The sequence below is a fragment of the Solitalea longa genome (assembly GCF_002920915.1).
In the GTDB taxonomy this organism is placed as follows: Bacteria; Bacteroidota; Bacteroidia; order Sphingobacteriales; family Sphingobacteriaceae; genus Solitalea; species Solitalea longa.
Genome location: NZ_PQVF01000010.1, coordinates 1 through 26,537, shown reverse-complemented (window position 1 = coordinate 26,537; position 26,537 = coordinate 1). Strand labels below are relative to the sequence as shown.

Here is a 26,537-nt window from a genome sequence, read left to right as displayed (position 1 = left end):
AAATATAAAAAAGGGAGTCCCGTTTATCTACGGGACTCCCTTTTTATACGTTTATGTCTCTTACGACTATTGTACTTTGAATTCAACGCGACGGTTTTTCTGACGACCTTCTTCAGTATCGTTAGATGCTACCGGACGAGTTTCGCCGTAACCTTTAGTAGTGATGTTACCTGATTTTACGCCAGCTTTCACTAACGCTTTTTTCACTGAAGCAGCACGACGTTTTGACAAGTCCATGTTGTAAGCTTCGGTACCTTCTTCTGAAGCGTGACCTTCTAACAACATTTTACCTCCTGATGCTTTTAACTCGTTAGCCATGCTTTCAATTGCACCTGATGACTCTGGACGTAATTTGTCGGAGTTGAAGTCGAACTGAATGGTGTTGCTTTGCTCAACTGCCGCTGCTACTGGTGCAGGAGTTGGGAACACGATCGTACGACCGGCTCCGTCTACTACGTTACCAGCTGGAGTGTTAGGCTCTTTATCAAATACATCTGATACGCCATCGCCGTCAGAATCTTTCTTAATGTTCGATACTTCACCTTCGTTAGCCGCTACACGTGATTTTAACGCTTCCACTTCTTTGCGTAATTGATCGTCTTTCAACTCATCATACATCAAAGCATATGGATTTACCCAGTCCAGGTTTTTCTTTTCTTTAGCTCCTAGGGCAAAGTTTAAACCAGCATAACCGTATGACCACTTGTCATTGCTTGGACCAAACCAAGTTCTGTCCAAATTGTCAGCATCCAAGAAGTTCATGGTGTAACCTAAGTCTAAGCCAATACCTTCAGATAGTTTGAATTTCAAACCTGCTCCAACCGGAATAAATTGCTCAGTGCGGGTTTCTGAATCAGGTTTGTAACCGGTTAAACCGTAACCTGTTTGTAGATACAATGCCACTTTGCTGTCACGTTTCCATAACAAGCTAGTCAGGTCTACCTGACCTTGCAATGAAATAGCATAGTTAATGGTGGTTGAAAACGAGCTGAAGCCAGGAAAAGCTTGACCATTGGTAGAACCGTTATAGGTACCAGCAACTTTACCACCCTGATAGTCTAATTTTAAACCAAAGGCGTGGGTTAATTGTTTTTGAATGTACAGGCCGTAACCAAAGTTAGCGTCCCATTCGTTGTAGTCATTATGGCCTCCTAAGAAAACTACAGGTGCTGCTACACCGCCGTTTACTCCGATTTGCCAAGTTCTGAACTGTTTGGTCCCGCCAAACACTTTCGCGCCACCATCTTGGGCAAACGCCGATAGACCGCTAAATGCTGCAACCAGCGTCATAGCTGCTATCTTCTTAAAAGTAGATTTGTTCATAGTCGATCAAATATTAGTTAGATATATTGTTCTTAATAATGAATTAAGCGTAAATGCTATGCAAATATAGAATTTTTTCCTTAATTACATAATTTAGCCAAAAATCATTCCAGTTTTAACTCTTAGTTATACTTCACAGATATTACCGTAAACATTATGAAATATACAAAAATAAACAGCAGCCTATTTGAAGAAAATCGAAAAAGATTTAAGGCTAGTTTAAAACCAAAATCATTGGCTTTGTTTAATTCTAATGACGAGTTTCCTCAAAGTGGCGATCAAACTTTTCCGTTTAAACAAAATGCTGATCTATTTTATTTAAGTGGAATTGATCAGGAACAAACTATTCTGCTGATTTTTCCAGATTGTCCTAATCCTATTTATAGGGAAGTACTTTTCTTAAGAAAAACCAATGAACATATAGCTATTTGGGAAGGGCATAAATACACAAAGGCAGAAGCCGCTGAGACATCGGGAATTGGTTCCATATTTTGGATTGAGGATTTTGAAACACTATTTCCTTCAATTGTTTATCACGCCGAAAATATTTATTTGAACACAAATGAAAATGATCGGTACGTACATACGGTTCCTTACAGAGATCTTCGTTTTGCCGAAGAACTAAAAAACCGCTGCCCTCATTTTAACTACCTCCGAAGCGCCCCAATTATGTGTCAATTGCGGATGGTGAAATCGGATATTGAGGTTCAACTTACCCAGACAGCTTGTGATATTACCGAAAAGGCTTTTAAAAGAGTACTAAGTTTCACTAAACCAGGTGTTACTGAATATGAAATTGAAGCTGAAATAATTCATGAATTTATAAGAAACAGGGCCACGGGACATGGATATAATCCAATAATAGCCTCGGGTGAAAGCGCGTGTTGTCTCCACTATAATGAAAACAATAAAGTATGTACTGATGGGGAAATTATATTGATGGACTTTGGAGCTTGTTATGCAAATTACAATGCCGACCTTACTCGTTCCATTCCAGTAATTGGGCGATTCTCAATCAGACAAAAAGCTATTTATACCGCAGTATTGAACGTATTGAAAGGAGCCCGCAATATGCTTACAGCCGGAACAATATGGAATGAATATCACGAGGAGGTTGGAAAAATAATGACCAGTGAATTGATTAGCATTGGTTTGTTAGATAAACACGATGTAGCGAAACAGGATCGTAAAAATCCAGCTTACAAAAAATATTTCATGCATGGCACGTCACATCACCTTGGGCTTGATGTTCATGATATTAGCAATCGCTTTACTCCTTTTCAGGCTGGGAATATTTTAACTTGTGAACCAGGAATTTATATCCCGGATGAAAAGCTAGGTATCCGATTGGAAAACGACATTTTTATAACTAAAGATGGGAACATCGATTTAATGAAGAATATTCCGATTGAGATAGAAGAAATAGAAGAATTAATGAATAGTTGAATAATATATGAACAACGAACGACTTAGAGCAAAGTCGTTTGTTGCTTTACGAACCTGTAAAGATTAAAATCATTATTCCTGATTTTGAGTATAATTTCCTGAAGTAAAGTCTGTTTATTGATATGCTTCATTTTGTAGTGTTGAATAAGTCTAAATGCTTTTTCGGCCATTAAAAAGGGCTTCTTAGTGTTGTCAGAAATCGGATAATGTTGCTCAATGCGTGCAAACAATTCCCCAACCCCATCTTTCTTATCCGCTACCGTTTTTAAAACCGGCACATTCCAGCTCGCGGGGGGGCGTTGATGAAGTAGTTTTTTAATATTAGCTACAAATTCATCTGCTCCAATATGATCGGCTTTATTTACCACAAAAATATCAGCTATTTCCATTAAGCCCGATTTAATGGTTTGAATTTCATCACCTGCTTCAGGTACTAAAACAACAAGTGTGGTATCAGCCAATCCTACGATCTCAACTTCCGACTGTCCAACCCCTACTGTTTCAACAATAATGTAATCAAACGCTGCGGCCTTCATAATATCCACAATCTCGATAGTTTTCGCCGAAAGGCCGCCCAATGATCCTCTTGTAGCTAAAGAACGAATAAAAACTTTTTGATTGTTGAAGTGCTCTACCATACGAATACGATCACCCAGTAATGAGCCATAATTAAAGGGGGAAGTTGGATCAATTGCAACCACTCCTACACTTTTACCCTTTTCAGTTATTTCTCTTATAAGACCGTTTACTAAAGTACTTTTCCCGGCCCCAGGAGGCCCTGTTATTCCAATAACAGGTACTTTTCGAGATAGATCAAGATGGAGCAATAACTGCTCTGCATCCTTTGTATCATTTTCTACCAGACTTATTACTCTTGACAGTGACCTAAAGTCACCCTCACGCATTTTTTCCAAAAGGTCTGTTTGTCCCATTCTCTGCATTATAAATCAAAGTAAGAAATAATAATCAGGTTCTTCATCTTGTTTGATTAACGCCCTCAGATTGCATTAAATTTCTAACTTTGCAGCCTTATTCTTTTATGATTTAGATGCTGCCAAAATTAACTGCAGTAATTATCACTTACAACGAAAGAAGAAAGAATATAGATGAAGAATGATCGATTCGTCATCTGTACAATGTATACAATACTTTTTTTACTACAAACCGGCATTTAAACTGGCCAACAAACAAAACTAATTCGACAAGAATGAAAACTTACTTACGTTTGCTTTCTTTTGCAAAACCTATTGGTCAATTTGCCATACCCTATATCTTCACTACTTTATTAGCTGTAGTTTTTGGCACCCTAAACTTTGCCTTATTAATCCCTCTTCTACAGGCGTTGTTTTCAGAAGATACTATTCATCAGGTTGCAGCCAAACCTGAATTTCACATGTCGTTTACCTATTTTAAGGACCTATTTTATTATTATTTCTACCATTCAAAAGCCGTTTATGGTATTTATGGTTCACTGAAATTTGTCAGCTTAATTATTGTTTGCTCAGCTTTTTTAAGCAACCTGTTCAAATACCTTTCGCAACGGTTCATGGAGGATCTTCGTGTTCATACCATGCAGAACTTACGTGTTTCTGTATTTAACAACGTTATGAATATGAACGTGGGTTATTTTAACAACGAGCGTAAAGGAGACATCATTTCAAAGGTATCTTCAGATGTCCAGGTTGTACAATTCACTGTAACAAGTACCCTGCAAGTTATTTTCAGGGATCCATTGCAGTTGATCGCCTTCTTTATTTTCATGTTTACCATATCGGTAAAACTTACCTTGTTCTCCATTTTGGTAGTTCCTGTTTCGGGATTAATTATATCAGCTTTAGTAAAACGCCTTAAAAAACAAGCGCTGAACTTGCAATCGAGCTATTCGAATATGATCAGCTTTTTAGATGAAGCGCTTTCGGGCATAAAAATCATCAATGCATTCAATGCTATCCCTTACATCAAAAACAAATTCAAAGCAGAAAACGATTACTATTCAAAAGTAAACTATTCGATGATTCGTCGCCAGCAATTGGCTTCACCTATTTCGGAGTTTTTAGGCATTGTTACTGTTGCGGGCATATTACTTTATGGTGGTTACATGATCACTAATGGGCAATCGGGTTTAACTGCTGCTCAATTTATCGGATACATTGCCACTTTCTCTCAAGTTACCCGCCCGGCTAAATCTATTTCCGAAGCGTTTACTTATATAAATCAGGGCTTAGCTGCCGGTGAGCGAGTGTTGGAGCTAATAGATACCAAGCCTCAGATTGTTGACAAGCCAACAGCTGTTTCGGCAGGTATTTTTACTAATAAAATTGAAATTAAGAATGTTGACTTTGCTTATGCTGAAAGAACAGTGTTAAATAAGGTTTCTTTTGATATAAACAAAGGTGAAACGGTGGCATTGGTTGGTCCATCCGGAAGTGGAAAAACTACAATTTGTGATCTTCTGCCGCGTTTCTATGATGTTAAAGAAGGAAACATTATTTTCGATGGTGCAGATATACGTGATTTGAAGTTAGATTCTATACGCAGCCAAATTGGATTGGTTCCACAAGAATCTGTTCTTTTCAACGATAGCATATTTAATAACATAGCCTTTGGTAAGCCAAACACCACCTTGGAAGAAGTAATGGAAGCGGCCAAAATTGCCAATGCCCATAATTTTATTATGGAAACTGAAAATGGTTACCAAACCAATATTGGTGACCGCGGCTCAAAGCTTTCCGGTGGACAGCGACAGCGCTTATGTATTGCCAGGGCAGTTTTAAGCAATCCTCCTATTATGCTTCTTGATGAGGCAACTTCGGCACTGGATACCGAATCTGAAAAACTTGTTCAGGATGCATTGAATAGGTTGATGCAAAATCGTACTTCGCTGGTAATTGCTCACAGGCTAAGTACCATTCAAAATGCCGACAAGATCATTGTTTTGGACCGAGGCCAGGTAATTGAACAAGGCTCACACAGTGAACTTCTTGCTAAAGAAGGTTTATACCATAAACTGATCAACATGCAATCTTTTAATACGGAAGCATAACCTATAACAATGAACAATAAACCGCTAGTTTCAATTGCATTGTGTACGTACAATGGTTCTAAATATATAGGAGAGCAGCTAAACAGCATCTTAAATCAAACCTATGATCATATTGAAGTTGTAATTTGTGATGATTGCTCAAAAGATAATACCTGGAATATTTTAACCGGATTTGCAGATAAATACAATCAAATCCGATTAATTAAAAATGAGGAGCAACTGGGATTTAATAAAAATTTTGAGAAAGCAATTAGTTTTTGTTCCGGTGAATTTATTGCCATAAGCGACCAAGACGACATCTGGAAAGAAAACAAAATTGAAACACTATTAAATAATATCAACGATAACTTATTAATTGGATCAAACTCAGAGCTTATTGATGAAAGAGGCAATCGTTTAGGCAAAACGTTACGAAGAAAAACACTGCCTGAAAACTTAAATTACAAATCATTTCTTTTAGCCAATCCTCTTACCGGTCATACTTGCTTATTCAGAAAGGAACTTCTTTCAAAAGCGTTTCCATTACCTGAAGATGGTTATTACGATTGGTGGTTTGGATTTATTGCTGCACATGATAATAAGTATTTTTATTTAAACGAGACCTTAACTTATTACCGTATTCATTCAGAGTCTTTAATTCAACGGGAAAAAAGACAAATTAATCAGGTGAATTTTTCGAGGAGAAACCGAAAATTTGAACTGATTAAAACGCAGCTTACAATTTTTCAGGAGTATAAATTTCTTCAAAAAGAAAAGCAGTGTTTTATAACTACTCTTTTTAATGAATTATTTATCGAAACAGAAAAAGTGGGGATACATTGGAAGCTATTCATGTTTTTGAATGATAATTTCTCTGAGCTTTTCCCCGAAAGAAGGAACAACTCTAAAGTTTCGCGGTATTTCATTTTGTCGATATTCTGTTTGGCTTTAAAAAAATACTTGTCAAAGAACTAAGCTTTTTTAACCAAATAATTGTTAAATCTCCTTGGCACAAGTGGATTTTAAACCAAACCATATTAATAACTTATGAAGAAACCTTTGTTAGACAATTTTAACAAACGAATTTCTCTTTCTCTTTGTACCACTTATTTCAGGAAACGTGAAAATGGCAAAAGTGAATGGTATATTTTACATTTTCGTTTTTGGCAGTACCTGATTCCACGAGTTCTGATTGAACTTATATCTCTTTTATTATTACGTAAAGAAACGATCCAACCTTATAAAAGCTGTCTGAATCAATCTTTTTTCCCACTGCAAAAGGATCAAAATCCGGCAAACCCAACAAAAGCTCGTATTAAAGAGTTGTTGCTGACCTTGCTAGGAACACGTTCTTTTTATAAGAAAGAGAACTTCAATAATATAAACAATACTCATTTTGCCTTAAGATTTGTATCCGAAGAAAAACCTAAGGTAAGTATCATTATACCGGTATATAACCAGCTAAAATTTACACTTAACTGCCTTATCTCCATTCAGGAGAATTTTTCAAAAAAATTCCCTATTGAGCTTATTGTCATAGACGACTGTTCAACAGATCTGACGCAAGAAACCATCTCTGCCATCGAGGGGATAAATTATATTCGTAACGAAGAGAATCTGGGCTTTCTAAGATCTTGCAGGAAAGCTGCACTTACAGCAAAAGGAACTTATTTATGTTTCCTGAACAATGATACTATTACTTTGTCAAATTGGCTTGAATCCCTGGTTAAAACCATTGAAACCGATGAAACTATTGGTATTGTGGGTTCTAAGTTGTTGTATCCATATGGTTTGTTACAGGAAGCCGGAGGGTTGATATTTGCCGATGCTTCAGGTTCTAATTATGGGCGCTATAATCACCCGGATACGCCAAAATACAATTATCAGCGTCAAACTGATTATTGCTCAGGCTGTAGCTTGCTTGTTCGAAACACTGATTATGAAAAATTAGGAGGATTTGACGATCGCTACACTCCTGCTTACTATGAGGATACCGATCTATGTTTTTCTGTTCAATATAAACTTGGAAAAAAGGTTATCTATCAACCTCAGTCAGAATTAATTCACTTTGAGGGAGTAAGTTCTGGAAAACAAATAAAGGCCAACAATGTCAAGTCGTACCAGGCAGTTAATCGTTTTAAGTTCCTGGAAAAATGGAAACTCGAATTAGAAGAGAATCATCAAAAACAAAAACAATTAGATGATTCGGCACGGAAGTATATTAAAAAACCTGTTTTGTTGGTAATGGATAACGCGCTTCCAGCATTTGATAAAGAGTCGGGAGCAAACCGGATATTTCACCTTTTGAAAATATTTCTTGATAAAGGATATCACATAATTTATTATCCAACTAAAGGTCATAAGACAGAACCTTATTATTCTCATCTACACGATTTATCTATTGAAGTTTTATACGAGCACATTGGCCATAAGGAATTGCATACATCCTTAAAAGCAATATTACCGTATGTAAACCTTGTTTGGGCCTGCCGACCTGAAATAAACCGAAAATATATTTTTATTAAAGAGCAGTTTCCTCGCATTAAATGGATTTACGATACCGTAGACCTTCATTACCTCCGCTTTGAAAGAGAGAATGAACTGCTTGGCGGAAATAGAAAAACGGCAAGAAAAGCCAGGCGCTATAAAAAAATGGAACTGCGACTTGCTGAGATTGCTGATGTTACAGTTACCGTTACGGAACAAGAAAAAACTATTCTGCAGGAGAAAGGGATCTCTACACTACAGGTTGTTCCTAATATTCATGCAACGCATGCTTCATCTTTAGAAATGGGATTCGATGACCGCCAGCATTTGCTTTTTATCGGAGGTTTTAAACACCGTCCGAATGTAGATGCGGTAAAATGGCTTTGTCATGAAATTATGCCCAAAATATGGCAACAAACTGCAGATATAAAATTATATGTAGTAGGGAGCCATCCACCTGAAGAATTACTTTCTCTTGCCAACGAACGGGTTATTGTAACAGGTTATGTTCCCGATGTAACTCCTTACTTTAACCAGTCGAGAGTATTTGTTGCACCATTGAGATATGGCGCTGGAATGAAGGGAAAAATAGGACAAAGTCTTGAATACGCCCTACCCATTGTAACAACCGAAATTGGAGCAGAAGGAATGCATCTCACCAATAATAAGGAAATTCTTTTGGCGCATACCGCCGAAGAGTTTGCTACCCAAACACTTCGACTTTATAGCGATAGCAATCTATGGTATCAGTTACGTAATAATGCTGAAGAGGCTATTGCAGATAAATCGCCTAAAAGTGTTAAGGAATCGTTAAAATGGATGGATTATTTGATTCTTTAAAAAGCGATAAGCAAATTGAAGGTAAGCAATTAATAACCCTTGTCGATATTAACCTGTTTTTAGTCCTTAACTTCTAGTCATTAGGGCTTTAGGGTGTTTTATCCATTCATTAAACGCGCTAAAGTATACTTGTATTAATTTAGGAACACCTATTCTATTTGCAATAATCTTTAAATCATTTATGTTAAAGAAGCCATTTCTGAGAATTCTATATTTATAGATTTTTTTCACTAATGGTTTCGTTACCTCCATATACTTCGGATAAAATTTCTCATTTAAATACTCTAAATAAACTTTATCCTCAATATTAGATCGTAAAAGATATTCATAGTAGTGCATTTTGCTTCTATTCGTACTCATACTAATAGAATGAACTCGGGTTAAAACATAAGCCTGTTCGTTATTCAGAAAACTAATGTAAGCCCCATTATACAAACACCGTAACCAATAATCCCAATCCTCCAGAGATTTCATATCAGTATTAAAGAAGCCTGTTTTATCAATTAAGCTCTTTCTTACAACTGCTGAATGAACAACCATATTGTTTGAAGTCAGAAAAGCAGGGAACACATTTTTGTAATCCCCATCAAGTACTTTCATCCACTCCGAGGTTTCGAGATTTAGTGTTGAAAACCGCTCCTCTATATTATTTTTAAAATACCAAAATCTGCTATAAGAAATATCTATGTGTGGTTGTTGATCAAAATGTTCTACATGTAATTTTATTTTATCTGGAGATATGAGATCATCTGCATCTAAAAACAAACAAAAATCACCTTTTGCGCATTTTATGCCCAGGTTACGAGCTGCACTTAAGCCTTTATTTTCCTGATAGAAATAGTTAATTCGGTTATCAGATTCAATCAGCTCACTCACCACACTAGCAGTATTATCCAATGAGCCATCATCAATAACAATTATTTCAATATTTGTGTAAGATTGAGCTAAAACATTTTTTATGGTTTCTGAAATTAAATTACCGTAGTTGTATGAAGGAATAATGACCGATACTAAAGGTTCCATATTGATGTTCATTGTGCGAAGTCTGCGTATATATTTATAATTTTGCCTTTGAATAACAAAACGTAATGATAGAGAGGCCCAAAGTTACCATTTTAGTTCCGGTTTATAACAGCGCTGCATATGTGGGGCAAGCAATAAAAAGCATACTTGACCAAACCTTTTCAAACTTTGAGCTTTTAATTATTGATGATGGTTCTACTGACAACAGTTTGGAAATTATCAATTCTTTTCAGGATATTAGAATACGTTTATTGAGTAATGGCTTAAATAAAGGCCTTACGTACACACGAAACAAAGGGATAAGTGAAGCCTTCGGAGAATACCTTGCTTTTTTGGATAGTGATGATGTTTGTGATTTAAATCGAATTAGCATTCAATGTGACTTTCTCGACAATAATAAGGCCTTTGCAGGTTGCGGAGGACATGCAATTATTATTGATGAAAACGGCCAGGCTACAGGAAAAATTCTTACATGTACCAACGCCACAGAGATAAAAAGTAAGCTGTTCTTCCAGAATACCTTTGTAAACTCAACAATGATGATCAGAACAGTCATTGCTAAAGAGTTTCGTTTTTCATCTTCTTTTGAATTAGCTGAAGATTATGATCTTTGGGCTCGGATTAGCGAAAAACACACTTTAACTAATTTGGACAAGTTCCTCATCTCTTATAGAATTCATAACAACAATATTTCAATTGGCTCAGATTCAAAATCTGAACGATTAAAAGTGTTTGTTAAAATTATTTTGAAGCATAGAAGAGAAAAATTGAATTTCGACAGTACTCAAATCAATGATGATATACATACAGCACTATCATCCAATAGTTTTTCAGAATATTCCTTAAATGATTATCACACTTTTCTGGTAAAAGCACATCAATTAAACAGCAAAGCAGGGCTCTATAATACCGTTCATTTTAACAAAATGGTATTAGATTACTGGTTTAAAGTACTGATGAAAAGTAAACAAAAGAATATTTTATCCTCATTTATATACTCCGAACTATTTGAGTTTAAACATTGCTCTTTAAAGCAACTGCGCAGATTAATTAAAAAAAGTATTAAAAATACATTTCAAGCATAAATGTTATTATTTCACCGCAATCTTAAAATTGTGAAATTTCTAGGGGGCCTGGGCAATCAGATGTTTCAATATGCCTTTTATAAATCTCTTAGCGAATGCTACAGCAATGTTAAAGCCGACCTTTCTGATTTCCATTCATACGATCTTCATTATGGATTTGAGTTGGATAAAGTATTTTATATTCAACTTAAAAAAGCAAGTAACTTCGAATCAAAATTACTAGATAAACACGGTTCAAATAATAACTGGTACTATAGAAAACTAAGACGGATTTCAGGTTTAAAAAAAGCTTATTATCACGAGAAGACAGAGTTCAACTTTGATCCGCAAATTTATTCAGAGGGCGACAAAAGTGTTCGATACTTTTGGGGTTATTGGCAATGTGAAAAATACTTTGAAACTATTAAAGATTCACTTGTTTCTGACTTCACCTTCACCAAACCACTTGATGATGAGAATAAGGCCATTTTACAAGAAATTGAATCATGTAATAGTGTTAGTATTCACATTAGAAGGGGGGATTATGTGAACCATCCATTATTAGGAAATATTACAACTTTAGAATACTACCAAACAGCAATATCAATTATAAAAACAACCATTGAAAATCCTGTTTTCTTCGTTTTTTCTAATGATATTGAATGGTGCAAAGAAACCTTAAAGGAAGACGGCTTTAAGTTTATAAACAACAATACCAATGCACAAAGTTATGTCGACATGCAATTGATGAGTCGTTGTAAACATAATATAATCGCTAACAGTAGTTTTAGCTGGTGGGCAGCATGGTTAAATCAAAATCCGAACAAAATTATCATATCACCTAAAAAATGGACTAATAATCCGGAATACACGTATCATGGCTTGATATTAGATTCCTGGATCAAAATATAAACCCAATTACATATGCCTATATCTCTCAAAAAGCTATTTCCTTCTAAAAAATATTCCTTATTTAATAAGAGTTATAAACAATTTCAAAGTTTAGCCAAATCAAAAACCATAAGGTTTGATTTATCAAATGAGAATTTGCAACCATGCTTGTATGACAACACCGGTCAAACCAATTTTGATCGGCATTACATCTATCATCCGGCCTGGGCAGTTCGAATTATAAAGAAAATTGACCCCAAAGTGCATGTTGATATTTCTTCCACATTGCATTTTTGCAGTATGTTATCGGCATTTACGCCAGTTGAATTTTATGATTACAGACCAGCAGTTCTTGAGCTGGATTCGTTAGTATGTAAATCAGCAGATTTAACGAATCTTCATTTTGAATCTAACTCTATAGAGTCTTTGTCATGTATGCATACAGTTGAACATGTGGGCCTGGGCAGATACGGAGACCCTTTGGATTATGATGGAGACTTAAAAGCTTTTAAAGAACTCGCAAGAGTTGTAAAACCAGGTGGCAATCTGCTAATTGTTGTTCCTACAGGTGCCGAAGCCAAAATATGTTTTAATGCCCACAGAATCTATACTCCGGATCAAATCATAGCGGCGTTTTCAAATTTCGAGTTAAAAGACTTTAGTTTAATTCCTGAAAACGAAGAAGATGGTGGATTAGTGCAATTCCCGAATGCTGAATTAATTGCCAAACAGAATTACGGATGCGGGTGCTTTTGGTTTCAGAAAAAATAAAACCAGGGTAAAAACTTCATTTTATAAAACAGAAACGCCCGGTAAATTGATTACCGGGCGTTTCAAATTTTATAACTGACTTAAACTATTAAAGTTTACGTTTCACTTCTACTTCTTCGTAAGCTTCAACAATATCACCTACTTTGATATCATTATAGTTTTTAATGTTCAAACCACATTCATAACCGGTAGCAACTTCTTTCACGTCATCTTTAAAGCGTTTCAGAGAGTCTAATTCACCATTATGAACTACCACACCATCACGTACTATGCGGATTTTGTTATTACGGTGGATTTTTCCATCCAATACCATACATCCGGCAATGGTTCCAACTTTAGTGATTTTAAAGGTTTCGCGGATCTCAACATTCGCCACAATTTTCTCTTCAATTTCAGGTGAAAGCATACCTTCCATAGCAAGCTTGATTTCCTCAATAGCCTTGTAAATAATTGAGTAAGGGCGGATATCGATTTGCTCTTGCTCAGCCAATTTACGGGCACTTGCTGAAGGACGAACCTGGAAGCCGATGATGATTGCATCAGAGGCTGATGCCAGCAATACATCGGAATCAGAGATCTGACCCACTGATTTATGGATAATATTAACCTGAATTTCTTCAGTTGAAAGTTTCAATAATGAATCTGACAAGGCTTCAACCGAACCATCCACATCACCTTTAACGATAATGTTAAGCTCTTTAAAGTTACCGATTGCCAAACGACGTCCAATTTCATCCAATGTGATGTGTTTCTGCGTACGTAAACCTTGCTCACGAAGCAACTGGGTACGTTTGTTGGCAATTTCTTTAGCCTCCTGCTCGCTCTTCGCCTCAATAAACCTATCTCCGGCCTGAGGAGCTCCTTGCATACCTAACACTAACACTGGCGATGAAGGTCCAGCCTTATCAACTTTCGCTCCACGCTCATTGAACATTGCTTTTACCCTACCTGAATGTGAACCCGCAAGAATTGGGTCTCCAACGTTCAGCGTTCCGGTTTGGATAAGAACAGTTGTTACAATACCTCTTCCTTTGTCTAACGCTGCCTCAATTACAGTACCTACTGCTCTGCGGTTAGGATTAGCTTTCAATTCTAGGATTTCGGCTTCTAATAATACTTTTTCAAGTAATAGATCGATGTTTAAGCCTTTTTTAGCTGAGATTTCCTGGGTTTGATATTTACCACCCCATTCTTCAACTAAAATATTCATAGCCGCCAATTGCTCACGTATACGATCAGCATTAGCGCCTTCTCTATCTATTTTATTAAATGCAAATACAATTGGAACGCCTGCTGCCTGAGCATGGTTAATGGCCTCAACAGTTTGAGGCATCACCGCATCATCAGCCGCAATTACAATAATTGCAATATCAGTGATCTTAGCACCACGGGCACGCATTGCGGTAAACGCTTCGTGACCAGGAGTATCTAAGAAAGTAATCTTTTTGCCGCTATCGAGTTTAACCTCGTAAGCACCAATGTGCTGGGTAATACCTCCTGCCTCACCGGCAATTACGTTAGCTTTACGGATAAAGTCAAGCAATGAGGTTTTACCATGGTCAACGTGACCCATTACGGTAACGATTGCTGAACGATCAACCATATCTGCCGGATCGTCAACATCCTCCTCGATCTCTTCCTGAACATCCACAGATACAAACTCTACCGTATATCCGAACTCGTCAGCTACGATCGTAAGGGCTTCAGCATCCAAGCGCTGGTTAATTGAAACGAACATACCGAGTGACATACAGGTTCCAATTACTTTGGTAACCGGCACATCCATCATGTTTGCCAATTCATTAGCCGTTACGAACTCGGTAACCTTTAATACTTTCGATTCCAGTTCGTCTTGCATCATTTTCTCTTCCATCGATTGCGCGTAATCGTCGCGTTTCTGACGGCGGTGTTTACGTCCGGCAGCAAATTTATTCTGCTTACCAGCACCGGTTAATTTTGCAAGTGTCTGCTTAATTTGTTCCTGAACTTTTTTCTCGTCAACCTCTTCTTTTTCTGGACGTTGATGGCCAGCACCTCGGTTATCATGACGAGGGCCTCTGTTATCAAAGCGTCTGTCGCCACCTTGGCCTGGTTGTCCATGACCCTGACCTTGCCCATGACGTTGTCCGCCTTGTCCTTGACCTGGACCTTGTCCGTGACGCTGTCCACCTTGTCCCTGACCTTGACCCTGTCCGTGGCGTTGTCCACCCTGACCTTGTCCTTGGCCCGGACCATGGTGACGTTGTCCACCCTGACCTTGTCCTTGACCTTGGCCTTGTCCCTGACCACCGCCTTGCGCACCCTGAACAGGATTTGGTCCCGATTCTTTACGTTTGCGCTTACGTTTATGGCGATCATTATCAGATGACGAAGCAACCGGCTGACTTTTACGCTCTACCGGTAATTGAATTTTACCAACGATGTTAGGTCCGCTCAAACGTTGTGCGCGGGCACGAATAACTTCATTGTCTTTATCAGCACCCTCGCTAGGAGATTCCGCAACAACCTTAGGTGTTACTTCCTCTTTTGATTCTTTTGAGGCTTCTATGGGTTTCTTTTCTTCCTTCACAGGTGATTGAGGAACTTCTGGTTGTTCCGGTTTAAGTTGTTCAACAGGTTTTTCTTCAACTGTTTTTTGCGTCTGAACCGGCTCGATTTCAACTTTTTCTACCTTTTCAATCTTCTCTACCTTTTTCTCTTCCACAATAGGAGCTGGTTCAACAGTTTTTTCAGCTACAGGCTCTTCTTTCTGAGCTTTTTTCTTCGGATTTAAAGCATCCAAATCAATTTTACCAATAACTTTTACACCAGGAATTTCTTCGCCTGCACTAATTGGAGTAATTTCGGGTAAAGAACTTGGGGATTCAGTTTCGGTAATTGATTTTGGTTCTTCTAATTTAGGTTTATCTGAAACCGGGTGTGAAATTGAAACATTTTTAATTAAAATTTCTTCCGGCTCTTCATCCTTCATCTTAGGTTTCTCAAGCAGTGATTCATCGATCGACACTTCATCACGGCGCACTTTTCCTACGTGAATATGCTTAGCTTCTTCTTTAATAACTTTACCAATATGAAACTCTTTCTGCAGAATATCATACATCTCATCGTTGATCTTTGTGGTAGGTTTACCATCCACCTTATATCCTTTTTTGTTAAGGTGTTCAACGGCTGTATTTAAACCGATATTAAGTTCCTTGGCAACTTTAAATAATTGATATTGTTTGTCTTCTGACATTCTTAATATTTAGAATTCGACTGTAAAAATAGTTATAAGTTATCAGTTAACCGCTATCCGGCTTAATTTAAAACTGTTTTACTTATTAAAAATCATTGCATGTTGTACTTACAGAGGCAATTTCAAAAGGTTATCATCACAACAACCAAGCTCAAATGAGCATTTAATACTTACAGCCTTTTATTTCCTGGTAAAAGGCTGTAAGCTTTTATATATTATTCAAATTCCGAACGAAGAATCGATAAAACATCTTTTATTGTTTCTTCTTCCAAATCTGTACGTTTCACTAATTCATCAACCGAAAGTGCTAATACGCTCTTCGCGCTATCGCATCCAATGGCTTTCAATTCGTCAATTACCCATCCGTCAATCTCATCTGAGAATTCTTCCAAATCAACGTCTTCCTCATCCAACTCTTCAACATCGCGGAACACATCAATATCATAACCAGTCAATTTTCCGGCCAATTTTATATTATGTCCTCCTTTACCAATTGCCAAAGAAACCTGGTCAGGTTTTAAGAAAACTGAGGCGTGTTTTTTATCCTCGTTGATTTTAATCGAAGTGATCTTAGCCGGACTTAAAGCACGGGTTATATAAAGTGACGCATTGTTGGTATAGTTAATCACATCAATGTTTTCGTTGCGCAATTCGCGAACAATACCATGAATACGAGAACCTTTCATACCCACACAGGCACCTACAGGGTCAATACGGTCGTCAAATGATTCAACAGCCACTTTTGCACGCTCTCCAGGCTCACGAACAATTTTCTTAATGCTGATCAAGCCATCGAAGATCTCAGGAACTTCGAGTTCGAATAAACGTTGTAAAAATGCCGGAGCAATACGAGAAATGATAATTTTCGGATTATTGTTGATCATTTCCACTTTAAGAACAACTGCACGGATGCTATCGCCTTTTTTGTAGAAATCAGCAGGGATCTGCTCAGTTTTAGGGAGCAGTAATTCATTTCCTTCCTCATCAAGTACCAGAATTTCCTTTTTCCATACCTGATAAACCTCACCTACCACAATTTCACCTACCCGATCTTTATATTTCTTGTAGATATCGTCTTTTTCGAGCTCCATGATACGAGAAACCAAGGTTTGGCGAGCCGCCAAAATAGCGCGTCGACCAAAGCTTTCAAGAGTGATTTGCTCAATGGCATCATCTCCTACTTCAAGTTCAGGGTCAATTAATTTAGCTTCCGCAAGTTCAACTTCTAAAGCATCATCTTCAGAAAACCCATCTTCCATAACTTTACGGGTACGCCAAATTTCAAGGTCACCGTTTTCGGTGTTCAAAATCACGTCACAGTTTTCATCTGTACCGTATTTACGACGCAACATGCTGCGGAAAACGTCTTCCAGCACACTCATCATGGTTGGTCTGTCAATGTTCTTGAATTGCTTAAACTCCGAAAAGGAGTCAATCAAATTGATATTGCTCATTTTTAAACCTTATTATTTTTTAGGATGATGATTAAATCGCTCCTTATTCTTTACTTAAAACTAACTGTTACCTTAATTTCGGTTATTTGGTCAAAGCCAATTTCGTTTTCAACCAAAGCAGCCTTTTTGCCTTTTTCTTTAACAGTTTCTTCAATGACGACAGCCTTTTCTGATGATGCAAGCAGCTTTCCTTCTCTTTTTGCACCGTCGTTCATTTTCACCATTACTGTTCGCCCAATATTTTTGGCAAACTGACGCTGAAGTTTTAATGGATAATCCAAACCTGGTGAAGAAACTTCAAGGGTATAAGCATGATCGATCACATTCTCTTCTTCCAAATGAAACCCAACGTGCCTGCTAATACCCACACATTTGTCGATGCCTACACCCGAATCTCCATCTATAAGTATCATTAACTTGTTGTTTGGCAACATTTTAATGTCAACTATAAACAAATCAGTATCTGCAATTTTTTCTTCAACTAAGGCGGTTACTCTGTCAATTACTGCACTCATCTAACTTAATAATAAACAAAAGAGGGGACTCTGTCCCCTCTTTTCTCTTTTGCCCCGCAAAGATAATAAAATTTATTCCGCTTGCAAACCGTGTTAATTTCAATGATTTACCATAAATCTTACTATTTCTGCAGTAATAGCTTAGCTGATTCTTCTACCATTGGAGATTTATCTTTTAACATTTCTGTATAAACCGATTTGTTGTCTTTTGATTTATATACTTCGGATAAGGTGGCCAAAGCTGAAGCACGTACATAAGATTTTTCGTCCGTTTTAGCAGCATTTACCACCATCGGGTAAAATTGCTCGCGTGCACTTTGAGGAACAGATGCAAGGTTTTGCAAAGCGAAAATCCGGATACCCCAAATTTTATCAGTTAACGCTTTTTTGATAACCGCCTGAACATCCTCAAAAGAACTGTAATACTCTAAATATGACAAAGCCTCTACTTTATCCATAAACAATGGAGCCATATTAAACTGGTTTACCCAGTCTTCACGTGTTTTTGTCTCTCTTTTTAAACCCAGCAACATTTTCTCGGCATCAAAATTTACCAGCTCAGGCTTTTTATCAAAACTGAAAATAAACTTTTGCGAGGCTTGATTTATAATAATGCGTTTACGTTCTACTTTACCGTTGCTATAGAAATCAACATCAATCGGAAGTTTATAAATTGGAGCATTGCTAAGGTTTTGAAGCTGCGCTACATTGATCTCAACTTGTTTGTTGGCTTCATTGTAAGTAGTAGCAATACTGACCTCCGGATGTCCGGCAGCCATGAACCATTGATTAAAGAACCAATTCAGATCCTCGCCGGTTACCTTTTCAAAAGCCATACGCAGGTCATGAATTTCAGCTGTTGAAAAACGATGCTCTGTTAAATACAATTTAAGTGCAGCATAAAAGGCATCATCACCTACGTATTTACGCAGCATATGTAAAACACGTCCTCCCTTTTGGTAAGAAACCAAATCGAACATTTTTTCGCGGTCATCTACATCAAACCGGATAAGGTTTTTTGAAGCATCTTCCTTAGAGCTTAAATAAGCCATCATATCCATCTGGCTTTTAATATCAGCTTCAGCTCTGCCATATTTATACTCGTACCATAAATATTCACCATAGGTAGCAAATGATTCATTCAACGGAAGATTTGGCCAAGACTCGGCAGTTACCAAATCGCCAAACCAATGGTGCAACAATTCATGGCATATAATATCCTCATGTGTTTCGTCCAAATACTCACGATCGGTCATCTGCAATTTGTCGTAATGCACTGTTGCTGTTGTATTTTCCATGGCACCTGAAACGAAATCCCTTACTACAATTTGCGAGTATTTATCCCATGCATAATCAACTCCTAATTTTTTTGAATAGAACTCGATCATTTCAGGCGTGTTGCCAAATATCAGTTTAGCATATTTTGCATATTCAGGCTCAACATAATAGTTAACCTCAATATTGCGCCATTTATCTTTTGTAACCGCAAAATCACCAATGGCAATCATGGTAAGATAAGTGCTATGCAGCTTATCCTGTTTCCAAACATCGGTTCGGGTTCCGTCGGCATTAGCTGTGGAGCTAATCATCAAACCATTTGATAAGGTCAGGTATTCTTTATCCACAGTTAAGGTAATTTCCTGGGTATGCTTTTCCTGAGGCCCATCAATAGTAGGAAACCAACATGAATTGGCCTCTGTTTCGCCCTGACTCCAGATCTGTTTAGGCTTGTTTGGCTCTTTTCCATCATTATTAATAAAATACAAACCCTTGTCTTGAGTTATAGCGTCGCTCCCTTTTACAACCAGTTTATTAGGCATAGCCACATAATCAACGGCAATACTGTATTCTTCATCCCGTTTATAGGTTTTATCCAACTGAATAAAAATATGCTTGCCATCATAGGTGTACTTTAAAGGCAGCTTAGTGGTCCCTTTGACCAAAGCTACTTCGTTCAATCTAAAACCTTTTGCACTTAAGGTTAACGAATCGGTGGCATAGAAATAAGGCTTGAATTTTAACACTGCTTTACCCATTACAAAAGCACTGTCCCAATCAAATTTTAAATCGAGTTTGGTGTTAAGCAAATCATTTATTGTGGTGTAAGTTGCGTAGTAATGGCGATTACGATGTAATGAATCAGCAGTTTCAATTGTTTTATTGGAGTTGGCACTAATAACCAATTCGGGTAATTGTATGGGCTTGGTACTCGAACACGCCGCTAATGAAATAAAAGCTGTAACTGTTAAAATTGTAATTTTCTTACCGATCATACGTTTTGTTTTTTGCTCAATTAGATTTCAGTAAAATGAAGCTCCCATCATTCTCCAAAAGAACAAGTATAAGTTGTTTAATTGAAAAATGATGGGAGCTGATAAAATAGTTATTTTTTAAGCATTGGGCTTAGCCTGTTCGGCAAGCAATTCATTAATATAGGTTGAAAACTCTTTAACGAAATCATCATAATGTTTGCCTGTACCCGGCCCGTTAAAGCCCGTATGAATTTTTCTCACCTCGCCATCTTTTCCAATAATTATAGTAGTTGGAAAACCTACTATATGATCAAGCATTGGAAGTGCCTCATTTCGCTGTTTCGAATCACTGGTTTTATTAGTGATCAGCAGATCATATTGCACATCAAAACGATTTTTAAATTTCATTACCGAATTTTTTGAACGTTCAAAATTTGAAGTCCGTTCAAAAGCCAATCCTACTATTTCAAGCCCTTTGCTCTTGTTCTGCTTATAAAAGTCGGCAAGAAACTTAGTTTCATCCATACAATTAGGGCACCATGAGCCTAACAATTGCACCACTATCACCTTATCTTTAAACTTAGGATCTTTCAATGAAACTATTTGACGATTCAAATCAGGGTAAGCAAAATCGAGCCTTTTCTGACCCTCCTTCAGCTTTGCCAAAGAATAGGCGTCTGGAAGCGTCGCTTTCTCATCTTTTATGGCCGTCCAGTTTTCAATATGACTTAATCCCGAATAAAATTTGCCTTCTATGATCTTTTGATTTTCGATTCTTCCCGTAAATAAGTAAGCATGACCTCCATCAAAGCACGATAAATAAAACTCATCGCCAGCAACTGTACCTTCAAGATATCGGTAATCACCGGTTGTGGTTAAAAAAGTTCCCGTTAATTTGTTATCATGCTGAACGAATTCACCTATAGCTGCAGTTGTATCTTTATCGGCAACAAATGTAGTTGACCAACGCCCGGTAACATTCTCTTTTGCAGTGATCTTAGATTCGATAAAACGCCAATAGGTATCAGGTTCAGCAACAAATTTCATGGCCACGTCTTTATCAGCCAAATGCTTTACCCACTCCCCCTTAATTAAATCCCCTTCAAAACGGCCTTTAAATTCCGAGTCAAAAAAAGGCATTTTTATAAATACAGAATCATTGGTTATTCGAATATCATCAACACGCAGTCTTTCCTCGCCATTCATAATTTCTACAAAAGGCATATCATCTTTGCCGTGGCTAAAGTTGAAGTTAAACGGAATTTCGCGACCCGATTCAGTTCTAAGAGTGGTTCTCCAAACACCCTCCTGCATAATTGTAACGTTCTTATTAACGCAGGAAGAAAGTAATGTCCCTAAAACAAATAAGTAACCTATAAATTTCATGTTATAATTTGATGAAGCCATCATAAATATTGCGGCCAAAGCTATAAAACCTACTAATACAAAAAGTTTTTAAATGAAGTTTTAAATTATTCGCAAAAATAATCACAGATCCCTACTCAATCTATCAATTTACTATAAAACATTTGTAAAATTTAAAAGTTTAAAAAACATCATAAAAAAAGCGGCATAAAAAGCCGCTTCTCCAATTTATTGAATGTAATCTGTTTTAATCAGTCTTACCTATTTCAATACTTCTCTACCAATTACAATGCGCTGAATTTCAGAAGTTCCCTCATAAATTTGGGTGATCTTCGCATCACGCATCAAACGCTCAACATGGTACTCTTTTACAAATCCGTAGCCACCGTGTACCTGAACGGCTTCAACCGTAGTTTTCATAGCTACTTCTGATGCAAATAATTTGGCCATAGCGCTTGCCTGAGCATATGGTTGGCCTTGGTCCTTCAACCACGCCGCTCTCAAACATAACATGCGTGCAGCTTCAATCTCAGTGGCCATATCAGCTAACTTAAACTGTATAGCCTGGTGATCAGCAATAGGCTTACCAAAAGCCTTGCGCTCTTTGGCGTATTGAACGGCCAGTTCAAAAGCCCCTGCAGCGATACCTAAGGCCTGCGAGGCAATCCCAATTCTTCCGCCTTCTAACGTTTGCATGGCAAACTTAAACCCAAAACCATCTTCACCAATACGGTTTTCTTTAGGAACCTTTACATCAGTAAACATTAATGAATGAGTATCGGAACCACGAATTCCTAATTTATTTTCTTTAGGACCTACCGTAAAGCTCGGCATACCTTTTTCAACAATAAACGCGTTTATACCTTTATGACCTTTTGAAACATCGGTTTGAGCAATTACCAGATAGATAGATGCATTATTACCATTGGTGATCCAGTTTTTGGTACCGTTCAATAAATAATGGTCACCCATGTCAATTGCAGTAGTATGCTGTGAAGTTGCATCAGAACCAGCTTCAGGTTCTGAAAGGCAAAAAGCTCCGATAACTTCCCCCGTAGCAAGAGGAACCAAATATTTTTGCTTTTGCTCTTCGTTACCGTACTTCTCCAGGCCGTAGCATACCAGTGAATTATTAACAGAAACCACCACCGATGCCGAAGCATCAATTTTAGAAAGTTCTTCCATTACCAACACATAAGAAATCGCATCTAAGCCGCTGCCTCCGTATTTAGGATCTACCATCATACCTAAAAAGCCAAGTTCACCCAGTTTTTTAATTTGTTCGGCAGGAAATTTTTGATGCTCATCACGTTCAATTACTCCAGGCTTTAATTCATTTTGGGCAAAATCTCGTGCAGCCTTTTGTATCATCAAGTGTTCTTCAGTAAGTTGAAAATTCATAATACCAGTATGGTTAAAGGTTTTAAAATAAGGTTATTGATGGTCAAATCTATTACAAAAGCCACGCTTATAAAATAAATTCAAAAAAAATATACTATTTCAAAAAACAGTCTATTTTCTTTGAAAACTTCAAAATAAATAATAGGCAAGCTTAGAAAGTCATTAGTTTGAACTTTTAAAAAAATCATTTTCAACCAAAAAAATGCCCGATAGCATAACTATCGGGCGCTGGTTAATTTAGTCGATTAAACCAGTTAAAGTTGTTGTATAATATTAAACGCTATCCTATCATCTAAAAACTGGAAGAAAGCAATCTTACGGTTGAGTTCTTCTTTCGAAATTATATTAAAGGCAATAATTGATGGCTATACTTAGCGTTTTAGCGCATATTACCAATGGAACTATAATATGGAACTTAATTTAGCTTTGTTATCACGCTTGAGCATCAGCCACAAAAAGCTAAGTCCACCAAAACTTATTACCATTAAGGTTTGCGTTCCGTGAGAAATGGTAGCATATGCTAAGCCATCCAATTCAGCAATGCCATAAAGAATCAATCCTTTAGATACAATCCAATGAAATGCACCCAAACCACCTTGAACAGGTGCTGCCATTCCTAAGCTTCCTACCGTTAACACGAACAAGGCGGTTAACAAGGTAAGGTTTGCAGTAGAAGCCAAGGCAAAAAACATGGTGTAGGTTGATAACAGGTACAATGTCCAAAGCAAAACAGAATAAAATATGAAGCCAAAAACATTGCGCAGCTTCGAAATACTTGCTAAGCCATGGGCGATACCTTCAAGCAATCCCATTACTTTTTGACCGATAGCGGATTGATAAATATCCTGTTTGAATCTGCTAAAAAGTTTAAATGCAGCAAAGGTTAAACCTATGATCAATACAATGATCACAATTAACGTTGTGGTGTTAGCAAGGAGTTTTGTAATGATGCCTTTCAGTAAATTATCATAAACAAAACTGCTGATTCTATTGAATTGAAGAAAAACGGTTAAAATCAGTATAATTACCAGAGAAATTAAATCAACCACCCTTTCCACGATCACAGTTCCAATCAGTTTATCCATTGGCACATTATCCGTTTTTGTTAAGGTGCCACAACGAGCCACCTCCCCTAAGCGCGGAAAAGCAAAGTTGGCTGCATAGCCAATTAAAACCGCGGCGAAAGTATTGAGGTTCTTTGGCCGATGTCCTAATGGCTCAATGAGCATATTCCATCGAACGGCCCGAACAAAATGGGAGGCCATGGTAATAACTGCGGCTACGGCCACCCAATAAAAATTAGCGGATTCGAGCTTTAAAAATATTTCAGTGATCTTCTGGCCTCTGAACGCCAGATAGAGCATTACAACACCCAAGCCTATAAACAGCGAGTATTGCAAAACAGATTTGATACGTTGATTCAATTGATTATTTGATTAATCGATTCTGCTGATCGGGGAAAATAACGTTTGGCTTATACTTCTTGGCTTCTTCGAAATCCATGGTTGCGTATGAAATCACAATCACAATATCACCCACCTGTACTTTTCGGGCTGCAGGCCCATTTAAACAAACCGTTCCGGTTCCACGTTCTCCCTTAATAATATAGGTTTCAAATCGTTCACCGTTATTGATGTTTACAATCTGAACCTTTTCATTTTCAATCATGTTAGCAGCATCGAGTAAATCTTCATCAATCGTAATGCTACCTACATAATGCAATTCGGCCTGGGTTACTTTAACCCGGTGTATCTTAGACTTTAATACTTGGATCAACATAAGGGGGGCAAAATTAGTAAATGTATTTGGTTGAATAAAACGGATGAACAATTGTTCAGTATATAAACTAAGAAAGGCTCCTAATTGGAGCCTTTCTTGGTTTAATTGTTAATACAAATTATTACCTGAGTATCTCAACATAGCCTGCAAGGCTTTCCTTGCTACCGACTTTGTCTTTAACTTTTAATACATAATAATATGTTCCTGAAGGCAATTCAGAGCCATTCCAATCATTTTTATAGTTTAAGGAATGATATACCTCGTTACCCCAACGATTGTAAATGAATAGTGAATTTTCAGAATCAGTGATTCCATCAATCACAAAGAAATCATTAACACCATCACCATTAGGAGTAAATACATTCGGAATCATAAAGCCGAATATTAAACGCTTGTCGATTGCGAAATTATTCACTTGTATAGGATCATACTGATTACCTACAATTAATGCTGAATTTTGAACCGTTCCTCCTTTAGTTGATCTAGCCCTAAATATTAAGGTTTGACTACTTCCTACACTCAAATTACCTACATTCCAGGTAAGGGTTTTATTCGATTGATTAAATGAAACCGATTCTATGTTTGTTACCACCTCAACTAATTCGAGTTGAGAAGGAAACACATCAACAACTTTCACACCCGTAGCATCATGTGTACCTTTATTTTCGGCTACAATTTGATACTCAAACACTTCATTTCGTTTTACATTAACGCCCTGCGAAACTTTGGTAACAGCCAGATCCGTAATTATACGATTTACTGTAATTGCAACTGTTGCTACATTGCTACTTAAACTACCATCATAAACTTTATAGGTAAAGCTATCATTACCATAGAAACCAGCATTTGGAGTGTAAGTAAATGAACCATTTGCATTTAAGACCAACGTGCCATTTGTTGTAGTAGAAACCAGTTGAGCGGTTAAGGCATTTCCATCCAAATCGGTATCGTTAACCATAATTCCTGGAGCTTGAACTATTAAAGCCACTCCTTCATTTGTGGTGTAATTATCATTTACTGCAACTGGAGCACGATTAACCGCTGGTGGATTGATAACAATAGTAAGACTTGCAGTAGCACTTGCCCCGCATGGATCAGATGCTGTATAGTTATAAATAACTGTTCCACTAAATCCTGCAACAGGAGTATAAGCAAAGGTTCCATTCGTCTGCATTACTAATGTTCCAGAATTCGAATTTGCCTGAACTGTATAAGTCAATGCGTCCCCATCTGGATCAGAATCATTGCTAATAACCGAACCATTTACTACCACACCCGACGTACCTGTGAAGCTATCATTAGAAGCTAATGGTGTACGATTTATTGTATTAATAGTAATACTTCGAGTTATTGAACCACAAGCACTTGATACAGTTACCTGATAAACACCAGCACTTAAAGCATTCAAGTTAGGCGCAACAATTGGCCCTCCATCTTTTGTCCATGATACAGTTAGAGAAGAACCTCCTGTTATTGTTAAAGTAGCCTTACCGTCATTACCCGACGAACAGGTAGCGTCTTTTGTATGGGTGAACGATACCGTTGGTACCGTCAGCATCGCTGCATTGCTGAACGAAGCCGAAGCCACCGAACTGCAGCTGCCATTATCCGCTGTTACCGTATAGCTGGTGCCGAGCGCCATACCACTGATCGCTCCCGTAGCGTCCAC

General features: G+C 37.5%; 19 protein-coding genes. 7 read left to right on the top strand and 12 right to left on the bottom strand.

Annotation, left to right across the window (positions count from 1 at the left end):
- Positions 1 to 66: 66 nt before the first annotated feature.
- Positions 67 to 1,323 (bottom strand): OmpA family protein, encoded by a 1,257-nt coding sequence (locus C3K47_RS14220; RefSeq protein ID WP_103789821.1) that lies wholly within the window; start codon positions 1,321 to 1,323, stop codon positions 67 to 69.
- A 156-nt stretch (positions 1,324 to 1,479) separates the two neighbouring features.
- Here C3K47_RS14220 and C3K47_RS14215 point away from each other — a divergent pair, with 156 nt between their 5' ends.
- Complete coding sequence (locus C3K47_RS14215) at positions 1,480 to 2,769, top strand: aminopeptidase P family protein (RefSeq protein ID WP_103789820.1); 1,290 nt, start codon at positions 1,480 to 1,482, stop codon at positions 2,767 to 2,769.
- Between the two features lie 23 nt (positions 2,770 to 2,792).
- Here the strand turns inward: C3K47_RS14215 and meaB are convergent, their stop codons facing one another.
- The gene (meaB, locus tag C3K47_RS14210) at positions 2,793 to 3,701 is read right to left on the bottom strand and encodes a methylmalonyl Co-A mutase-associated GTPase MeaB (RefSeq protein WP_103789819.1); all 909 of its coding nucleotides are present in this window, start codon (positions 3,699 to 3,701) and stop codon (positions 2,793 to 2,795) included.
- A gap of 275 nt (positions 3,702 to 3,976) precedes the next feature.
- Here meaB and C3K47_RS14205 point away from each other — a divergent pair, with 275 nt between their 5' ends.
- From C3K47_RS14205 to C3K47_RS14195, 3 genes are all read left to right on the top strand, one after another.
- A complete protein-coding gene (locus C3K47_RS14205) occupies positions 3,977 to 5,812 on the top strand; it encodes an ABC transporter ATP-binding protein (protein ID WP_103789818.1) in 1,836 nt (611 codons plus the stop codon).
- Between the two features lie 9 nt (positions 5,813 to 5,821).
- Positions 5,822 to 6,766: a glycosyltransferase gene (locus C3K47_RS14200; protein WP_103789817.1), complete on the top strand. Its 945-nt coding sequence runs from the start codon at positions 5,822 to 5,824 to the stop codon at positions 6,764 to 6,766.
- Positions 6,767 to 6,838: 72 nt separating this feature from the next.
- A complete protein-coding gene (locus C3K47_RS14195; protein ID WP_103789816.1) occupies positions 6,839 to 9,118 on the top strand; it encodes a glycosyltransferase in 2,280 nt (759 codons plus the stop codon).
- Between the two features lie 66 nt (positions 9,119 to 9,184).
- Here C3K47_RS14195 and C3K47_RS14190 read toward each other — a convergent pair whose 3' ends face one another.
- Positions 9,185 to 10,141: a glycosyltransferase family 2 protein gene (locus C3K47_RS14190; protein ID WP_165784705.1), complete on the bottom strand. Its 957-nt coding sequence runs from the start codon at positions 10,139 to 10,141 to the stop codon at positions 9,185 to 9,187.
- 65 nt (positions 10,142 to 10,206) lie between these two features.
- Between C3K47_RS14190 and C3K47_RS14185 the strand changes: the two genes are divergently transcribed.
- From C3K47_RS14185 to C3K47_RS14175, 3 genes are read left to right on the top strand one after another with little or no spacing between them, the layout of a single operon-like run.
- Positions 10,207 to 11,226, top strand: coding sequence for a glycosyltransferase family 2 protein (locus tag C3K47_RS14185; protein ID WP_103789814.1), 1,020 nt, complete (start codon positions 10,207 to 10,209; stop codon positions 11,224 to 11,226).
- Between the two features lie 30 nt (positions 11,227 to 11,256).
- A complete protein-coding gene (locus C3K47_RS14180) occupies positions 11,257 to 12,117 on the top strand; it encodes an alpha-1,2-fucosyltransferase (protein WP_165784704.1) in 861 nt (286 codons plus the stop codon).
- Between the two features lie 12 nt (positions 12,118 to 12,129).
- Positions 12,130 to 12,867, top strand: a complete 738-nt coding sequence (locus tag C3K47_RS14175; protein ID WP_207765308.1) for a DUF268 domain-containing protein — start codon at positions 12,130 to 12,132, stop codon at positions 12,865 to 12,867.
- Between the two features lie 88 nt (positions 12,868 to 12,955).
- Here the strand turns inward: C3K47_RS14175 and infB are convergent, their stop codons facing one another.
- The 9 genes from infB to C3K47_RS14130 all read right to left on the bottom strand — a co-directional run.
- Complete coding sequence (infB, locus tag C3K47_RS19745) at positions 12,956 to 16,102, bottom strand: translation initiation factor IF-2 (RefSeq protein ID WP_103789812.1); 3,147 nt, start codon at positions 16,100 to 16,102, stop codon at positions 12,956 to 12,958.
- 215 nt (positions 16,103 to 16,317) lie between these two features.
- A complete protein-coding gene (gene nusA / locus C3K47_RS14165) occupies positions 16,318 to 17,556 on the bottom strand; it encodes a transcription termination factor NusA (RefSeq protein ID WP_103789811.1) in 1,239 nt (412 codons plus the stop codon).
- A gap of 50 nt (positions 17,557 to 17,606) precedes the next feature.
- Positions 17,607 to 18,071: a ribosome maturation factor RimP gene (locus C3K47_RS14160; protein WP_103789810.1), complete on the bottom strand. Its 465-nt coding sequence runs from the start codon at positions 18,069 to 18,071 to the stop codon at positions 17,607 to 17,609.
- Positions 18,072 to 18,193: 122 nt separating this feature from the next.
- A complete protein-coding gene (locus C3K47_RS14155; protein ID WP_103789809.1) occupies positions 18,194 to 20,344 on the bottom strand; it encodes a M1 family metallopeptidase in 2,151 nt (716 codons plus the stop codon).
- Positions 20,345 to 20,461: 117 nt separating this feature from the next.
- Entirely contained in the window at positions 20,462 to 21,709 is a 1,248-nt protein-coding gene (locus C3K47_RS14150; protein WP_103789950.1) for a peroxiredoxin family protein, read from the bottom strand.
- A gap of 240 nt (positions 21,710 to 21,949) precedes the next feature.
- Positions 21,950 to 23,089, bottom strand: a complete 1,140-nt coding sequence (locus C3K47_RS14145) for an acyl-CoA dehydrogenase (RefSeq protein ID WP_103789808.1) — start codon at positions 23,087 to 23,089, stop codon at positions 21,950 to 21,952.
- A 401-nt stretch (positions 23,090 to 23,490) separates the two neighbouring features.
- The gene (locus C3K47_RS14140; protein ID WP_133159392.1) at positions 23,491 to 24,513 is read right to left on the bottom strand and encodes a lysylphosphatidylglycerol synthase transmembrane domain-containing protein; all 1,023 of its coding nucleotides are present in this window, start codon (positions 24,511 to 24,513) and stop codon (positions 23,491 to 23,493) included.
- A gap of 4 nt (positions 24,514 to 24,517) precedes the next feature.
- Positions 24,518 to 24,868 carry an aspartate 1-decarboxylase gene (gene panD / locus C3K47_RS14135; RefSeq protein WP_042481578.1) on the bottom strand — a complete coding sequence of 117 codons (351 nt, stop codon included), beginning with the start codon at positions 24,866 to 24,868 and terminating at the stop codon, positions 24,518 to 24,520.
- Positions 24,869 to 24,989: 121 nt separating this feature from the next.
- Positions 24,990 to 26,537: Ig-like domain-containing protein (locus C3K47_RS14130; protein ID WP_133159391.1), on the bottom strand; the 1,548-nt coding region annotated here is incomplete at its 5' end.

Bases quoted from the DNA above. Each gene is read 5' to 3' on its own strand.
- infB (WP_103789812.1), bottom strand. From the start codon at position 16,102: ATGTCAGAAGACAAACAATATCAATTATTTAAAGTTGCCAAGGAACTT.
- meaB (WP_103789819.1), bottom strand. From the start codon at position 3,701: ATGGGACAAACAGACCTTTTGGAAAAAATGCGTGAGGGTGACTTTAGG.
- C3K47_RS14160 (WP_103789810.1), bottom strand. From the start codon at position 18,071: ATGAGTGCAGTAATTGACAGAGTAACCGCCTTAGTTGAAGAAAAAATT.
- C3K47_RS14190 (WP_165784705.1), bottom strand. From the start codon at position 10,141: ATGGAACCTTTAGTATCGGTCATTATTCCTTCATACAACTACGGTAAT.
- C3K47_RS14200 (WP_103789817.1), top strand. From the start codon at position 5,822: ATGAACAATAAACCGCTAGTTTCAATTGCATTGTGTACGTACAATGGT.
- C3K47_RS14150 (WP_103789950.1), bottom strand. From the start codon at position 21,709: ATGAAATTTATAGGTTACTTATTTGTTTTAGGGACATTACTTTCTTCC.
- nusA (WP_103789811.1), bottom strand. From the start codon at position 17,556: ATGAGCAATATCAATTTGATTGACTCCTTTTCGGAGTTTAAGCAATTC.
- C3K47_RS14145 (WP_103789808.1), bottom strand. From the start codon at position 23,089: ATGAATTTTCAACTTACTGAAGAACACTTGATGATACAAAAGGCTGCA.
- C3K47_RS14215 (WP_103789820.1), top strand. From the start codon at position 1,480: ATGAAATATACAAAAATAAACAGCAGCCTATTTGAAGAAAATCGAAAA.
- C3K47_RS14220 (WP_103789821.1), bottom strand. From the start codon at position 1,323: ATGAACAAATCTACTTTTAAGAAGATAGCAGCTATGACGCTGGTTGCA.
- C3K47_RS14205 (WP_103789818.1), top strand. From the start codon at position 3,977: ATGAAAACTTACTTACGTTTGCTTTCTTTTGCAAAACCTATTGGTCAA.
- C3K47_RS14185 (WP_103789814.1), top strand. From the start codon at position 10,207: ATGATAGAGAGGCCCAAAGTTACCATTTTAGTTCCGGTTTATAACAGC.
- C3K47_RS14195 (WP_103789816.1), top strand. From the start codon at position 6,839: ATGAAGAAACCTTTGTTAGACAATTTTAACAAACGAATTTCTCTTTCT.
- C3K47_RS14175 (WP_207765308.1), top strand. From the start codon at position 12,130: ATGCCTATATCTCTCAAAAAGCTATTTCCTTCTAAAAAATATTCCTTA.
- panD (WP_042481578.1), bottom strand. From the start codon at position 24,868: ATGTTGATCCAAGTATTAAAGTCTAAGATACACCGGGTTAAAGTAACC.
- C3K47_RS14155 (WP_103789809.1), bottom strand. From the start codon at position 20,344: ATGATCGGTAAGAAAATTACAATTTTAACAGTTACAGCTTTTATTTCA.